The organism is Vibrio profundi (assembly GCF_005281835.1).
In the GTDB taxonomy this organism is placed as follows: Bacteria; Pseudomonadota; Gammaproteobacteria; order Enterobacterales; family Vibrionaceae; genus Vibrio; species Vibrio profundi.
In genome coordinates this window covers 148,815-163,587 of the sequence record NZ_RZIS01000004.1, presented here as the reverse complement: position 1 = coordinate 163,587, position 14,773 = coordinate 148,815, and the positions used below count along the sequence as shown (strand labels likewise).

16 protein-coding genes are annotated in these 14,773 nt (G+C 44.2%); 3 read left to right on the top strand and 13 right to left on the bottom strand.

Annotation, left to right across the window (positions count from 1 at the left end; genetic code table 11):
• The first annotated feature begins 129 nt into the window (after nt 1-129).
• Entirely contained in the window at nt 130-2,028 is a 1,899-nt protein-coding gene (locus tag ELZ11_RS12120) for a BCCT family transporter (RefSeq protein ID WP_137357678.1), read from the top strand.
• Between the two features lie 114 nt (nt 2,029-2,142).
• Here the strand turns inward: ELZ11_RS12120 and ELZ11_RS12115 are convergent, their stop codons facing one another.
• Complete coding sequence (locus ELZ11_RS12115; protein ID WP_137357677.1) at nt 2,143-2,580, bottom strand: YcgN family cysteine cluster protein; 438 nt, start codon at nt 2,578-2,580, stop codon at nt 2,143-2,145.
• Between the two features lie 145 nt (nt 2,581-2,725).
• Between ELZ11_RS12115 and ELZ11_RS12110 the strand changes: the two genes are divergently transcribed.
• A complete protein-coding gene (locus ELZ11_RS12110; protein ID WP_137357676.1) occupies nt 2,726-2,977 on the top strand; it encodes a YkgJ family cysteine cluster protein in 252 nt (83 codons plus the stop codon).
• Nucleotides 2,978-3,023: 46 nt separating this feature from the next.
• Here the strand turns inward: ELZ11_RS12110 and recR are convergent, their stop codons facing one another.
• From recR to ELZ11_RS12080, 7 genes are all read right to left on the bottom strand, one after another.
• A complete protein-coding gene (gene recR, locus ELZ11_RS12105; RefSeq protein ID WP_137357675.1) occupies nt 3,024-3,626 on the bottom strand; it encodes a recombination mediator RecR in 603 nt (200 codons plus the stop codon).
• A 35-nt stretch (nt 3,627-3,661) separates the two neighbouring features.
• Complete coding sequence (locus tag ELZ11_RS12100; protein ID WP_137357674.1) at nt 3,662-3,991, bottom strand: YbaB/EbfC family nucleoid-associated protein; 330 nt, start codon at nt 3,989-3,991, stop codon at nt 3,662-3,664.
• A gap of 91 nt (nt 3,992-4,082) precedes the next feature.
• Nucleotides 4,083-6,185: a DNA polymerase III subunit gamma/tau gene (gene dnaX / locus ELZ11_RS12095; protein ID WP_137357673.1), complete on the bottom strand. Its 2,103-nt coding sequence runs from the start codon at nt 6,183-6,185 to the stop codon at nt 4,083-4,085.
• A gap of 18 nt (nt 6,186-6,203) precedes the next feature.
• Nucleotides 6,204-6,749: an adenine phosphoribosyltransferase gene (apt, locus tag ELZ11_RS12090; protein WP_137357672.1), complete on the bottom strand. Its 546-nt coding sequence runs from the start codon at nt 6,747-6,749 to the stop codon at nt 6,204-6,206.
• 150 nt (nt 6,750-6,899) lie between these two features.
• Nucleotides 6,900-7,304, bottom strand: a complete 405-nt coding sequence (locus tag ELZ11_RS12085; RefSeq protein WP_137357671.1) for a YbaN family protein — start codon at nt 7,302-7,304, stop codon at nt 6,900-6,902.
• A 3-nt stretch (nt 7,305-7,307) separates the two neighbouring features.
• Complete coding sequence (locus ELZ11_RS23805; protein WP_167494673.1) at nt 7,308-7,445, bottom strand: hypothetical protein; 138 nt, start codon at nt 7,443-7,445, stop codon at nt 7,308-7,310.
• 142 nt (nt 7,446-7,587) lie between these two features.
• Nucleotides 7,588-8,691, bottom strand: coding sequence for a response regulator (locus tag ELZ11_RS12080; protein ID WP_137357670.1), 1,104 nt, complete (start codon nt 8,689-8,691; stop codon nt 7,588-7,590).
• 233 nt (nt 8,692-8,924) lie between these two features.
• Here ELZ11_RS12080 and ELZ11_RS12075 point away from each other — a divergent pair, with 233 nt between their 5' ends.
• Complete coding sequence (locus ELZ11_RS12075; protein ID WP_137357669.1) at nt 8,925-9,800, top strand: LysR family transcriptional regulator; 876 nt, start codon at nt 8,925-8,927, stop codon at nt 9,798-9,800.
• A gap of 77 nt (nt 9,801-9,877) precedes the next feature.
• On the opposite strand, the gene purF is transcribed toward ELZ11_RS12075, so the two are convergent.
• The 5 genes from purF to accD form a co-directional block, all read right to left on the bottom strand.
• Nucleotides 9,878-11,392, bottom strand: a complete 1,515-nt coding sequence (purF, locus tag ELZ11_RS12070; protein ID WP_137357668.1) for an amidophosphoribosyltransferase — start codon at nt 11,390-11,392, stop codon at nt 9,878-9,880.
• A 33-nt stretch (nt 11,393-11,425) separates the two neighbouring features.
• Nucleotides 11,426-11,917: a CvpA family protein gene (locus tag ELZ11_RS12065; RefSeq protein WP_137357667.1), complete on the bottom strand. Its 492-nt coding sequence runs from the start codon at nt 11,915-11,917 to the stop codon at nt 11,426-11,428.
• 61 nt (nt 11,918-11,978) lie between these two features.
• On the bottom strand, nt 11,979-12,530 hold the full coding sequence (locus ELZ11_RS12060; RefSeq protein ID WP_137357666.1) for an SPOR domain-containing protein: 552 nt from the start codon (nt 12,528-12,530) through the stop codon (nt 11,979-11,981).
• Complete coding sequence (gene folC, locus ELZ11_RS12055) at nt 12,531-13,793, bottom strand: bifunctional tetrahydrofolate synthase/dihydrofolate synthase (RefSeq protein WP_137357665.1); 1,263 nt, start codon at nt 13,791-13,793, stop codon at nt 12,531-12,533. It lies immediately after the preceding gene.
• Between the two features lie 42 nt (nt 13,794-13,835).
• Nucleotides 13,836-14,762 carry an acetyl-CoA carboxylase, carboxyltransferase subunit beta gene (accD, locus tag ELZ11_RS12050; protein WP_137357664.1) on the bottom strand — a complete coding sequence of 309 codons (927 nt, stop codon included), beginning with the start codon at nt 14,760-14,762 and terminating at the stop codon, nt 13,836-13,838.
• Between the last annotated feature and the right edge of the window lie 11 nt (nt 14,763-14,773).

The window sequence follows — 14,773 nt, the reverse complement described above, 5'->3', positions numbered from 1 at the left end:
CTTGCTGTGCTCATTTACTTACAACAGAGCCTGCGCTAAAAATATTTGTCTTTAAGACAAAATACTCTGTTTGTTCAAAGTTCACCGCACATTCGATAATAGTTATTCAATTATTATGGAAGCACGCTCGTGAACAACTCTTTTTCACTTATTGATAAACCAACCTTTTTTGGCGCTATTGCGCTTCTCATCACGATAACCATCCCATTGATCCTTTTCCCGCTCCAAGGGGCAGAATGGATTTCGATAGCAAAAGTTTTTATGACCGATCAACTCGGCTTCCTATATCTAGCGTTAGGGCTTGCGGCATTCGCATTCATGATTTACGTGATTTTTAGCGATATGGGACAGATCAAGCTTGGTGATGCTGATGAAAAACCAGAGTTCAAAACGGCATCTTGGGCGGCAATGCTATTTTGTGGCGGTATCGGCGCTAGCATTCTTTACTGGGGCTGTATTGAGTGGGCGTATTATTATCAATCACCACCCTTTCAACTTGAACCTGGTAGCGAAGAAGCCGTTCGCTGGGCGGCAACTTATGGCCTGTTTCACTGGGGTCCCATTGCATGGTCTATTTATTTAATCCCGGCGTTGCCTATTGCCTATTTCTTTTACGTACGTAAACAACCCGTGTTAAAAGTATCCAGCGCACTAATGCCTGTGCTAGGAGAAGCGCGAAGCAAAGGCGCTGCAGGCAAAATCGTAGATGTGCTTTTCATATTTGGTTTACTCGGCGGCGCCGCGACTACGCTGGGACTTGCAGCACCACTCATCAATGAAGGTCTTAACCACCTGTTTGGCTTACCTAAAAACACAACAACTCAAACTGCGGTTTTGCTGATCTGCACCGCGATTTTTGCGTATTCCTCATACGCCGGGTTAGAAAAAGGGATCAAAATTCTCAGCAACATTAACTTCTGGGGTGCGATGGGACTACTGGCATTCGTACTTGCGGCAGGCCCAACGATATTCATGTTGGAGACAGGCTTAGACTCCATTGGCCGCTTACTCTCAAACTTCTTCGTAATGGCTACATGGGCAGAGCCCTTTGGTGGCTATGGAACCTTTGACAATACGCATTTCCCACAAGATTGGACAATTTTTTATTGGGCATGGTGGCTGGTTTTTGCGCCCAGTATGGGGCTATTTGTCGCGCGTATCTCTCGTGGAAGAACCATTAAACAAATGGTTTCAGGGTCGATATTCTTTGGCTCACTCGGCTGCTTTTTGTTTTTTATGATCTTAGGTAACTACGGTTTGTCTCTACAGCTTTCAGGGCAACTTGACGTGGTAAATATCCTCAACACCCAAGGCGCAACCAAAGCAATTTTCTCGATGCTAGGTCAACTGCCTATGAGTAGCCTCGCCATAGCGGTATTCACTTTACTATGCGTGATTTTCACCGCGACAACTTTCGATTCCATTTCTTACATTCTTGCCTCTGTTGTGCAAAACAATGTGACGGAAGAACCGATGCGTTGGAATAGAATGTTTTGGGCATTCACTTTGTCTTTACTGCCAACGGTACTGATGTTCTTAGGGGGGCTTTCCACACTCCAAACCGCTGCCATTGTGGGAGGGCTTCCACTTCTAGGCATTTCCATCATGCTCATGATTTCTGCGGTACGAGCCACCAGCCTAGATTTACGCCATCAAGAAGATTACGTTGAACCAACAATCAATATTGACGAGTTACCAGAAATGGACCCATGGTCTACCGAAGGAATGGCGCTGGCCAAATTTGAAAAAATAAAAGACGCCGCACAAGAAGCAGCTGAGTTAGAACGCGCCGCATTTTCACAGCTATTGGATGTAAAAAAGAGAATTCGAGCTTATGCGTTAGAACATAGCGTCGATTCGGATCTGACCGAACATCACATTCCAGACGCATTGCAACAAGAGCTCAACCTTTCTCTCGAAGCCATCTCGCAAGCGAAAGAACGCAAACAAGCTCTGTCAGAACAAGCGCAGCAAGCTCGTAGTGAATTCAACCAAGCGGTGAGTCAAACGCTGCTGGTATCCAATTAATCATAATTCGCTCACGTTTACTTAATTAAACGACTCCACAACTACGACTAAGGGCCCACAACTGTGAGCCCTTATTTTATTCTTTACAATTGTTCGAACAACCTAACGTCTTTCTTACCGGTTTGGATGGTTGATGATGTGATCTTCCCAATCCACCACGTCAATCTCATACACCACTTTATTACGAACGCTCTCACCTGCGGCGTGCATTGCCGATTTACTTCCCGTGATCAATGGGTGCCACTCTGGGATATTCTTATCTTCAGATAACAATCGGTAAGCGCAAGTATCTGGTAACCAGTGAAATTCATCGATTTTATCGCGAGTCAGCTTTAGGCACTCTTCACCAGAAGTGAAACGATTTGGGTAATCTTTGCAAGAGCACGTTTTGCTGTTCAACCAACTACACGCCACATTGGTGTAATACACTTCATCTGAATCTTCATCCATGAGTTTGTGTAGGCAACATTTACCGCAGCCATCACACAGAGATTCCCACTCACTCTCTGTCATTTGCTCTAATGTTTTGGATTGCCAAAATGGTGTGCTCATAGGATTACTTCTTCATCTTTTAACGGGGAGCGTGTTATACCGCTAGCCCATAGAAAGTTCAAGGATAAAAATTGTTCGCTACTAATGTCAGCCTCAATTTTTTTTGCTACTATCGCGCCCCTTTGTTAATAATTGAGTCAATTTGATGGATTGTCGTCTAGGTTGCGGTGCTTGTTGTATAGCGCCAAGTATCAGTAGTAGTTTCCCTTTGCACCCAAACGGCAAGCAAGCAGGCGAACGCTGTAAACAACTCAACGCAGCAAATCTATGCAAATTATTTGGCAAACCGGAGCGCCCTGCCGTATGTCACGACTTCAAAGCCGCAGAATGGGTATGTGGGACTAGCTCTGCAGAAGCCATCACTATCATTACCGATTTAGAAACCTGCACTCAATAAAAAAGCGATGCATTATAAGGGCATCGCTTTTTATTCTTCGCTACTTTTAGCTTAGTTTCTGTCGCCCTAACAAAGAGTGGGACAACGTCGTACCATCGACTAACTCTAGCTCCCCGCCAACTGGTACACCATGAGCAATACGACTCGCACTGACTTCATGAGCATGGCAAAGCTCGGCAATATAATGCGCGGTTGCTTCACCTTCTACTGTTGGGTTAGTAGCAAGGATGACTTCCGTGATATCACCACGTCGAAGTCGATAATCAAGAACATCCAAACCAATATCGCTTGGGCCAATACCATCTAGTGGTGACAAATGTCCCATTAGAACAAAGTAACGACCCGAGTACTGGCCGGTAGCTTCAACAGCAGCAATATCCGCAGGGCTTTCAACCACACAAATCTGACCGTTTTCTTGTCGCTTAGGGTTAGTACAAATATGGCAGGTGTCTTCCTCGGTAAAAGTACGACACTCGTTACAATGGCCTATTTCTGTCATGGCCTGACTCAGTGCTTCTGCGAGTTGCAGACCACCTTTTCTATCGCGCTGTAACAAATGAAAGGCCATACGCTGCGCCGACTTGGGGCCAACCCCAGGTAGACAACGTAAGGCCTCCATCAAATGCTCCAGCATATGACTGGTACGCATTAATAAATCGCTCTAACTGTTAAATCACTTGCGATTTAGAATGGCATTTTCATACCTGGTGGTAATTGCATACCGCCAGTTACGCCCGCCATTTTTTCTTTTTGTGTTTCTTCAACGCGACGTGCCGCATCGTTGAAAGCTGCTGCGATAAGATCTTCAAGCATCTCTTTATCGTCTTCCATTAGGCTTTCATCGATTTCAACACGACGAACACTGTGACTACCAGTAATCGTAACTTTAACAAGGCCAGCACCAGACTCACCTGTAATTTCCATATTTGCGATTTCTTCTTGAAGCTTTTGCATGCGATCTTGCATTTGCTGGGCTTGCTTCATTAGGTTACCCATACCACCTTTACCAAACATGTTCGTCTCTCTGGTTTAATTGGTTATCTGTTTTAGATGGGGTCAATAGTCAACTATTCAACCCTATCCGTCGTTTATTGGATGAATCTTGTTATATTGGACGAACACTATCGCGGTCGAGTTCCGCAGCAAATCGTCTTTCAATAAATTGCACATGAGGGTCATTTTCTAAACTCGAAAATGCCTGCGTTAATTTGGCCTGATACAGCCTTTCTCTTAACTCTAGTGGAGTTTCTCCACCCTCGCCGACTTCTACGTTCAAGTGGCACTCTTCACCAAGAACAGTATTTAATGCCTGTAACAACTCGCTCTGAGCGCGATCGGTATTTAGATGCGCTTGACTAGCTCGTAACGTCAGCGAAATTGACGACCCATCCTGCTTAAAGACAGAATTTAGCGCTAATTGTTCCACTAATTTTGCCGTTTCAAGTTTGTGGATCGTCGCTGTCCATTCATCTTGAGCGATAGATTCATTCAAAAGCTTCTCTACCATTTCTGGCGTTTTGATGTGCTCTAAAGCTTTCTTTATCTGAGTTGGGCTTAATTCCGTTGTCTTCTCTTTAACAACTGGTTTAGAAGGCTTCCAACGATAAGGTTCGTTGTCAGGTTCTTTTTCAGTTGGGGCTTGAGAAGCTGGCGACACCCACTCAGCACTACCGTGTTGCTGGGCAACACGTTCTAGAACTGATGATTTAGTCGGTGCCGCTTTAGTCTTTTTTGGTGAAGCGCCTTTTTCAGCAGGCTGATTCCCACGACGCTGCGAACGTAACTGATGACGTAGCCCACTCACTGGGGATGCAGGCGCTTGTGGAGCTGCTGGTTGAGTATTATTAGGCTGAACCTGCGCTTGTTGAACCGGTTGGTTTACTTGAGGTTCTGGCGCATAGCTTGGTCTTTCATCGTACATCGGCGCAGCATCATATTGAGGTGGCGCGTAGTTTTGCTCATTGTACGATGGAGGAGCCATCTGCTGCTGCGGTGCCGATGACTGCATTGTATTTTGTTGCATGGCTGGTTGAGTCGCACTCTGAACAGGTTGAGCAGGAGTAACAGGGTGAGACACCACTTTTGGTTCAGCTTGAGTGCTTATCGCGCTTGGCTGCACTTCAGAGGCTGGTCTAAACGCCAACATACGTAAAACCACCATCTCGATACCAACTTTTGCTGCTGGGGATAGTGGTAAATCTTCACGACCTTTCAAAACGATTTGGTAGTAAAGTTGGATATCTTGTGGTGATAACGCTTGGCTCAGCAATTCAATCTTTTCAGCATCTGGCTGGGCTTTATCTAAGCTAGCCGGTAGCGCTTGGTACATCGCGATTCGGTGCAGTTGAGTCGCAAGCTGATTAAGCAAACCGTCCCATTCGATACCGTTTTCAGCCAACTTCTGGATAGCATCCATCGCAACCTGTGGCTGCTTTTGGCTGATCGCTTCCAATAGATGAATCGCTTGATCGGTATCTAACGTACCAAGCATATGCGCAACCATGTCAGTCGCGATACTGCCATTGCCTAGTGCTATTGCCTGATCAGTCAAGCTCAAGGCATCACGCATACTGCCATCTGCCGCATGAGAGATCATACCCAAAGCTCTTGGCTCAGAGGTAACCTGCTCTTGCGCTAGAATGGTATCCAGCTGCTCATGAATGTTATCGACACTAATTGGCTTAAGGTGGAACTGTAAACAGCGTGACAAAATAGTCACAGGCAGTTTTTGTGGATCCGTTGTCGCAAGCAAAAACTTCACATATTCCGGTGGCTCTTCAAGCGTTTTCAGCAACGCATTGAAGCTGTGCCTAGAAAGCATGTGAACTTCATCGATTAGGTAAACTTTGAAACGGCCACGAGCGGGTTTGTATTGAACGTTATCCAATAGTTCTCGGGTGTCTTCTACCTTTGTGCGTGATGCAGCATCGATCTCCAACAAATCAACAAATCGACCTTCATCGATTTCTTTACATGTTGAACATTCCCCACAGGGTGTAGAAGTAATGCCCGTTTCACAGTTTAAGCCTTTAGCGAATAAGCGCCCGATCGTGGTTTTACCCACACCACGGGTGCCGCTAAATAGGTAAGCGTGATGCAGGCGGTTTTGGCTTAAGGCATTTTCAAGGGCCGTTAAGACATGGGCCTGACCCACCACTTCTTTAAATTTGGTTGGTCGCCATTTTCGCGCTAGCGCAAGATAACTCATGAAAAATTCCGTAAAGGATTAATGACCGTCGAACTCGCAGATGCTGAACACTTCTAGGCCTAAACCTTCTAAGCGCTTATCACCACCTATTTCTGGCAGGTTGATAACGAACGCCGCGTGTTCAACTGTACCGCCAAGTTTGCGGATAAGCTTAGTTGTCGCCTCAATCGTCCCCCCCGTCGCTAATAAATCATCGACCATCAGCACTTTGTCGCCTTCGACAATCGCATCAGTGTGAATTTCTAGCGTGTCGGTACCGTACTCTAAGTCATAGCTTTGAGCGATAGTATTGCGTGGTAATTTACCAGGCTTACGAACAGGAACGAAACCAACCCCTAACTCTAGTGCTAAAGGCGCACCAAATAAAAAGCCACGAGCTTCAGTACCAACGATTTTGGTAAAGCCCATGTCTTTATAGGTTTCGACTAATACACGAATAGTTGCTTGGTATGCTGCCGCATCTTCCATAAGACTCGTTACGTCACGAAATAGAATACCTGGCTTTGGGTAATCAGGAATACTTTTGATGCTTGCTTTGATCTGAGAAATAGTTGCAGTAGTCATAATATCAATTTACTTAAATTGGCAGCTTACCCTATTGGTTTTAGTTGTGAGTAGGGAAAGGGGCTGTTGGCTCAGAGTGATAATGGTTGAGCATCATCATTGCTGAAAAAATAAACGCCCACTTAAAAAGCAGGCACACAAGTACCAATTTTAGTGATTTTCTTCGCCATCAGCAACCAACTCATGCGTTGGCAAGCGAAGAAACCAAGATAGCAAAATCACTAGCACTATGATTAAGAAGCCTTTTACCCATAGGATCGGAGCAAAATAGATTGAGAAAGAAAAGCTCAACAGGATAAAAAACAAACCACGGTTTTTTACTTGTTTTGTGACTGCACCATATTCATGCCAATTCGTAAGTAAAGGACCAAGAGTTCGGTGTTCATGCATCCAACGATGGAAACGGGGGCTACTGCGCATAAAGCAGGCACTGGCGAGAAGAAGAAAAGGGGTTGTAGGTAGAAGCGGTAAAACAATGCCTAAAAAGGCGAGAACGAGACTAAGGCCACCAACAAAATTCAGGCAAAGTTGACGAATACTGATGGTAGCCTCCAAATCTTAAAAAGTAGCGTACCCATTCAATACGCGAATCACAGTAAGGGTTGCCGGTAACAAAGGCACTGCTAATAATACGCCAATAAAACCTAATAGGTAAAAGATATTGAATGGGTCTTTGAAATCTTTACTGTCTGACATGTGCTCTTTCTCATTATTGGATAGTCGATTTAGCTGGCTACCAACCCACTTTGTTACCAAAGCGTAAAAATATTGGTATAGCCACCGCTTTCCGGCAACTATACCTTACAGAAAGATTAACAAAAACCGATGAAAAATAAGGTTAATTGCTTGAACCTTGATGTATATCAAGGCTAAAACTAGAAGCCCCTAAACAACTTAGTGACAGTTGGCATCCAGAACGCACCTCTAAATCTTGAGTAATAAAGTTACGAATGCAGTTGTCCCCAAGCTGTTCGCCAGCCGCAATATGCTTATTGATATAGCCGTTTGACCACTGGCCATCTAGACCTGCTGGTAAAATCGATAATGTACCTTCAGATAAGTCTGCCACACCAAACAAAGCGTTGACAGGTGCTGCACATTTCGAGCATTTAATACCTTTTTCCAAAATTTCAGCCATGTCTTTTAAGTCAGCGCTGTAGTTTTTCAGATTCCTTAAGTAATCATGGAACAAGGCGCGAACCAATAAAGTGGTCGCGACGCCACCATTGTCTGTTGAAGATGAATCCACAAGATAGAATGCGAACTGGCCGTTCATTAGCCACGCATAGTCAAATACCAGTGGCATCACGTCTGTTGATTGCAATAACCGATAAGAACATTTCCAGCTACCTTGATCGGTATCTTTGTCGGGAAGTAGAGCATGAAGTAAGTCTTTCGCCGCACTCGGGTTCTCTTGTAAGTAATCTAAATGCCAATGAAGCTCTTGGTCTTCAGGGATCTCTCCTCCTCCATCTACGCAGAACCACTGGCTAGAGAAATCCCGCTGGTCGGTTAAGTGATCAAAAGAATCTTTAAGGGTGTTTTCGATAGCACTCGATAAATGCCCGTGATTTTCTATCGGTTTAGGCAGAAAATCTTTGATCCCAAAACGCAATGCTTTGGCGACGTCAGACATCTCATCCGTGCCTGAGACAACGATAAGTGGCAGTGATGGATACTCTAAACTCACTTCTTCTACGAGTTCGATACCATCGAGTACAGGCATTGAAAGATCACATATCACCAAATCTGGCTCTGACGTACGTAATTTACGTAGCGCATCCAAACCATCTTCAGCTTCTATAACATCGTAGCCCTGAGCATCTAAGTAAGCGCCAGTGATTCGTCGAAAGATAGGGTCATCATCAACAAGCATAATTAGCTTCTGATTCAACATTTCTTGCGCCGAGGTCGTGACTGGCTGACTGTGAGTTTTATACATAAGCTTCTTGCGCCTCACAAAGCATTTGGTGGATTTTTATTATTATCAATTTAAAGACATTAATATAAAACTTAGTAATAAAATGCTATTTATACAAATGATGCGGTTGTTAATGGCATTTCGTACTACATGTAGGATTGCTGTAAATAATGCAACAAGTTGATGTGACGCAAGCTTTGATCGCAGAGTTACGTTTAAATTAGCCAAATTAGTAAGAGAATGTGTCCGAGATTATGAAATTAGATGATTTAAACCTGTTTCGATTGGTTGTTGAAAATGGGAGCTACACGGCAACTTCACGTAAGACGATGATTCCAGTTGCAACGATAACCCGACGCATCCAAGCTCTAGAGGACTCATTGAACCTAAGGCTGCTTAACCGCCATGCCCGCAAACTTTCTTTGACCGAAGCAGGTGAGCGCTTTTTCCAAGAATGCTCACCGCTGCTCCAAAGGTTAGCATCAACAGCAGAAGAACTGACTGACGAGTGCAAAGGGGCTTCTGGGAAAATTAAAATCTCTGCGCCATCTAACCTCACCAAGCGCATGATGATGCCAATGTTCAGCGAATTCATGAAGTTATATCCTGAAATCAACATTGAACTAACCATGAATAACCTAGCGGATCAACTCGACCCCACTGAATGGGATGTCATTTTCCGAGTTGGGCCTCAGCGAGATTCTAGCTTAATAGCACGCAAAATTAGTGGTGTGAAAGATATTCTCGTAGCTAGTCCTGAATACTTAGCGAAGCACCCTGCTCCTTGTCATGCTGAGGAATTGGCCAACCATCATTTGCTTAAAGGCGCTCCATTAATTAAGTGGCAGCTTACTAATTCGAATGATGAGTCAGTAATCAATACCGAAAAAGGACGCTTCAACGCTAACACTTTGAACGTTGTAAGGCAGGCATGTTCGGAGGGATTGGGCATCACGTTGATGCCTGATGTTATGCTGCGCGAATACATTGAAGACGGCAGCCTGGTACAAGTATTAGAAGATTGGAGCGCGAACCCGCGAGATATTTACATGCTCTACAACCACAAAGATCACCTTCCAGAAAAAGTACGACTATTTATCGATTTTGTGATCGCTTACCATATTCACTAATTCTTATTTGGCTGGAATCAGTCCAGCAAAAACAAAAAAGCCAGAGCAAATGCCCTGGCTTTTTTATTAAAGGCGAATTACGCGCCTTCGTTATGAAGCTCTAGGTTCGCTAGATCTTGCGCAATTTCTCTTTGCACTTTCGAATCGTCATTACGCAGAGAATCAAGGAAATCTAAGTACTTCTGATCGATGTCACCCGTGACATATTCGCCGTTAAATACCGAAGTATCAAAGCGTGCGATATCTTGGTTGCCCATACCTACTGCAGAAATCAAATCTGGCAAGGTTTGGAAAATTAGAGCATCCGCGCCAATCTGCTTGCAAATTGTATCGTTATCACGACCATGAGCGATTAACTCAGTCGCACTTGGCATATCGATACCATAAACATTCGGGAAACGTACTTCAGGTGCTGCTGACACCATGAATACCTTTTTCGCCCCTGAATCGCGTGCCATTTCAATGATCTGCTCTGATGTAGTACCACGAACAATTGAGTCATCTACAAGCAATACGTTCTTATCTTTGAATTCAGAACGAATAGCGTTGAGTTTACGACGAACCGATTTCTTACGCTGCTGTTGACCAGGCATGATAAACGTACGGCCAACATAACGGTTCTTCACAAAACCTTGACGGTATGGCTTATCAATCGCTTGAGCAATTTGCAGCGCAATATCACAAGATGTTTCAGGAATAGGAATAACCACATCGATATCGAGATCTGAATATTCTTCTTTGATTCTATCGCCTAGCTTTTTACCCATTTCGACACGAGCACTGTATACCGAGATTTTATCGATAAATGAATCAGGGCGAGCAAAGTAAACAAATTCAAAAATACATGGATTAAGCTGAGGGTTATCCGCACATTGCTGTGTGAATAACTCACCATCAAATGTCGCGTAAATTGCTTCACCCGGTGCTACGTCGCGGACAAAGTCAAAGCCAACAGCATCTAATGCAACCGACTCAGAGGCAACCATATACTCAGTACGGCCATTCTCTTCACGCTTACCAAGACAAAGTGGGCGAATACCGTAAGGGTCACGGAACGCGATCATACCATGGCCGATAATCATAGCAGCAACAGCATAAGCGCCACGAATGGTACGGTGAACATTAGCCACTGCACGGAAAACATCTTCAGAGGTCACATTACCTTTAACCGTATCAATTTCGTGAGCCAATACGTTTAGCAATACTTCTGAGTCAGATGTTGTATTTACATGACGGCGATCTTTTTCAAATAACTTCTGACGAACTTCGTTCGCATTCGTTAGGTTACCGTTATGAGCGAGTGTGATACCAAAAGGTGAGTTCACGTAAAAAGGTTGTGCTTCTGAAGCGCTAGAGCTGCCGGCTGTTGGGTAACGAACATGTCCGATACCAACGTTACCTTGCAGGCGTTGCATGTGCTTTGCTTCAAAGACATCTTTAACTAAACCATTCGCCTTACGCAGACGAAAACGATTGCTTTCAATGGTACAAATACCAGCGGCATCTTGGCCACGATGCTGTAATACCGTTAAGGCGTCATAAATTGACTGGTTTACAGGCGTTGAACCCACGATTCCAACAATACCACACATGTCCTAATCCTCGATTTGCGACAATAACTGGCGCTAAAGTGCGCCAGATAAGAAACTAGATGTTGCTTGTAAATGCTCGAAGAACGGCGCAATGATTCGACTGAATTCAGGAACCAACTGCGAGCTCTTCCACCACTCTGAACTTGGGAATGCAGTAAACGCATCCATAAAAAACAACACTGCTGATACGATTAACACACCTCGAAGGCCACCGAAAACGACCCCAAGGATTCTGTCTGTACCAGACAACCCTGTTTTTTGTACGAGTTGACCGATGACATAATTAACTAAAGCACCGACAACCAAAGTTGCAACAAATAATGCTGCAATGGCGGCTCCGTTGCGGAACATGTCGTCTTCGATATTGGTAAAGTACACCGCTAATTTAGCGTAGTACTGACTGGCAATAAAAAATGCCCCAAACCAAATAACTAACGACAATGCTTCCTTAGCAAAACCGCGAACTAAACTGATCACAGCTGAAAAGCCGATCACACCTAAAATGACAAAATCTAACCAATTCATGAATTCTACATCTTAAGTTGGCGCGCATTTTAACAGAAAAAATGCTGACGCAAACGTTTTCTTATGGGTTTAGTGGTTTAAATTTGAGCAATTGACCTTTTGAACCTGTAATTTTTTCTAATTCCTTAATCTGTCGCTCAAGTTTAGATTTAGATACATCTGGTCCAATAATTACTCTAGTGAAAGACTTTTCTTGCTTCGTATGAGCTTGGAATCCACGTTGCTGTAAATCCTTTACTACGTTCTTCGCATTCTCAGCATTTTTTAGTGCCATCAACTGAATGATCCAAGCACTATCTTGATACTGATTTTTCTCTTCCACTTCTTTTATCGCTACTTTGACTGAATCATCGTTCGAACTTTCGCTCGCCGTTGATACCTCGTTATCGATAATCTGTTCTACCGGCGCATCCGGTAACGCAATATCATCTTCAACAGGTTCCAGCACTTCGAAGATTTCTACTTCGCTATCCAACTCAGGTTTAATCGGAATACTTGCGAACTCTTCTTTGTAGTGAAGTTTTTTTCCATCCAGTACATCAGGAAGAACTATAACACCGACCGCGACAAGAATAATGGTTCCAACTAATCTACTTTGAAATTTACTCGCCATCTATTTTCCTTTTTGTTCCCAATGCTCTAGCACCTCTCCCACTGTGTGGAAAGAGCCCACAACTAGGATGACATCTTCAGAGTTGGCGTTTGTTAGCGCAGTTTCAAAGGCTTTCACAGGGCTACTGAATGTTTGTGTATCAGGCGAAAGGCTTTTCACTAATTCATCAGCCGTAGCGGCTCTCGGCCCCTGTAACGAAGCTGGGTAGCAATGTGTTGCAATCGGTGCAAGTACATCCAATGTAGCTGGGATATCCTTGTCATGCAGCATCGCAACGACCATATGGATTACTTTGTTAGGGAATCGAGCCTTAACTTGATCGACAAAATACTCGGCAGAATGTGGATTATGCGCTACATCCAATATGATCGTTGGCTCATCACTGACCTTTTGCATACGACCTGGCAAGAAAGCATTCTTTAGGCCATTCACTACGTTCACGTCACTGATATCGAGTTCCGATGTACCTAACGCCATTAGTGCTGTCGCGGCATTTGGTAACGGCAAGTTAGGTAGAGGTAAATCAGTCAATTGGAATGCACCGCTCTGCCAATCCCACGAACTATCCGTCACTTGGTAAGTATATTGAATACCGACTTGATAGAATTCCGCTTTGATATCATCTGCGTGCGCAGCTACAGTTGCAGGAGGTTTAGGCTGACCACAAATTGCAGGCTTACCGCTACGATAAATACCCGCTTTCTCGAAACCGATAACGTTGATGTCATCGCCTAGCCAGTCAACGTGATCAACAGCGAGGCTAGTAATGACAGAAACATCGTGTTCAACGACATTTGTCGCATCCAAACGACCACCTAGCCCGACTTCAAGTAGTACAACATCAACTTTCTCGGTTTGGAATAAACGCAGTGCTCCTAGAGTCGCATACTCAAAAAAGCTAAGACTAACCTCACCACGTTGCTTCTCAATAAAATCGAACGACTCAACGTGTTTTTCATCAGGCAGATCTTGCCCGTTGATGCGAACTCTTTCGTTATAGCGAATTAAATGGGGAGAACTGTAAACGCCAACCGAGTAGCCAGCATCCAGTAAAATGGCCTCCATTAGGGCACATGTTGAACCTTTGCCATTCGTACCAGCGACAGTAATGATATGTTTTGCAGGTTTGGTGAGGTTTGCTTTAGTGGCGACAGCTTGAACACGGTCTAAACCGAGATCTATCGCACTGGTGTGGATGTTTGTTAAATAATCAAGCCACATCTCTAGTGATGATGTGGCTTGTGGAATAGGTTGTTGACTCATCTAACTAATAACCATGTTTAAGTTGGTTTGTTAGAGAGTACTTTACCCTTTTTCTGGCGCTTCTGGTACTTCATAAGCAGCTTCATTCGGTGAATCGTTCACAGAAACTACTAATGGAGATTTTTGATTCGTCATTTTAGCTACAAGACTTGCAACGCGCTGACGCATTTCACGACGATCAACGATCATGTCGATTGCACCGTGGTCAAGCAAGAACTCACTACGCTGGAAGCCTTCTGGCAGATCTTCACGTACAGTTTGTTCAATAACACGACGACCAGCAAAGCCGATAAGCGCTTTAGGTTCACCGATATTGATATCACCTAGCATAGCCAAACTTGCAGAAACACCACCCATTGTTGGGTCAGTCATTACTGAAATAAATGGTAAGCCTTTAGCTGACAGACGCTCTAGTGCAGCACTGGTTTTCGCCATTTGCATAAGAGACATAAGCGCCTCTTGCATACGAGCACCACCACTTGCAGAGAAACAAACCAAACCGCAGTTGTTTTCAATTGCAGCGTCTACAGCACGTACAAAACGAGCACCTACAACAGAGCCCATTGAACCGCCCATGAATGAGAATTCAAATGCACACGCTACGATAGGAAGGCCTAAAAGCTCACCTTTCATTGCTACTAATGCATCTGTCTCACCGCTGTTCTTTTGAGCAGCAGAGATACGCTCTTTGTAACGCTTAGAATCTTTAAACTTCAGTTTATCTTTTGGTTCAAGATCCGAACCTAATTCAACGCGCTCACCTTCATCTAAGAAAGTTTCTAGACGACGACGCGCTTTCATGCGCATGTGATGGTCACATTTCGGACATACTTCTAGGTTACGCTCTAATTCAGCGTGGTAAAGCACTTGCTCACATGAAGTACATTTAGTCCAAACACCTTCTGGGATAGAAGCTTTGCGTGAAGTTACGATGTTGCTTTTTTCTAAAATCTTTTCAAGCCAACTCATGGAAGACCTTT

What these genes read in the sequence shown, in the direction of transcription:
- ELZ11_RS12115 (WP_137357677.1), bottom strand. Translation starts at nt 2,580, where the DNA reads ATGAGCACACCATTTTGGCAATCCAAAACATTAGAGCAAATGACAGAG.
- ELZ11_RS12110 (WP_137357676.1), top strand. Translation starts at nt 2,726, where the DNA reads ATGGATTGTCGTCTAGGTTGCGGTGCTTGTTGTATAGCGCCAAGTATC.
- recR (WP_137357675.1), bottom strand. Translation starts at nt 3,626, where the DNA reads ATGCGTACCAGTCATATGCTGGAGCATTTGATGGAGGCCTTACGTTGT.
- ELZ11_RS12100 (WP_137357674.1), bottom strand. Translation starts at nt 3,991, where the DNA reads ATGTTTGGTAAAGGTGGTATGGGTAACCTAATGAAGCAAGCCCAGCAA.
- dnaX (WP_137357673.1), bottom strand. Translation starts at nt 6,185, where the DNA reads ATGAGTTATCTTGCGCTAGCGCGAAAATGGCGACCAACCAAATTTAAA.
- apt (WP_137357672.1), bottom strand. Translation starts at nt 6,749, where the DNA reads ATGACTACTGCAACTATTTCTCAGATCAAAGCAAGCATCAAAAGTATT.
- ELZ11_RS23805 (WP_167494673.1), bottom strand. Translation starts at nt 7,445, where the DNA reads ATGTCAGACAGTAAAGATTTCAAAGACCCATTCAATATCTTTTACCTA.
- ELZ11_RS12080 (WP_137357670.1), bottom strand. Translation starts at nt 8,691, where the DNA reads ATGTATAAAACTCACAGTCAGCCAGTCACGACCTCGGCGCAAGAAATG.
- ELZ11_RS12075 (WP_137357669.1), top strand. Translation starts at nt 8,925, where the DNA reads ATGAAATTAGATGATTTAAACCTGTTTCGATTGGTTGTTGAAAATGGG.
- purF (WP_137357668.1), bottom strand. Translation starts at nt 11,392, where the DNA reads ATGTGTGGTATTGTTGGAATCGTGGGTTCAACGCCTGTAAACCAGTCA.
- ELZ11_RS12065 (WP_137357667.1), bottom strand. Translation starts at nt 11,917, where the DNA reads ATGAATTGGTTAGATTTTGTCATTTTAGGTGTGATCGGCTTTTCAGCT.
- ELZ11_RS12060 (WP_137357666.1), bottom strand. Translation starts at nt 12,530, where the DNA reads ATGGCGAGTAAATTTCAAAGTAGATTAGTTGGAACCATTATTCTTGTC.
- folC (WP_137357665.1), bottom strand. Translation starts at nt 13,793, where the DNA reads ATGAGTCAACAACCTATTCCACAAGCCACATCATCACTAGAGATGTGG.
- accD (WP_137357664.1), bottom strand. Translation starts at nt 14,762, where the DNA reads ATGAGTTGGCTTGAAAAGATTTTAGAAAAAAGCAACATCGTAACTTCA.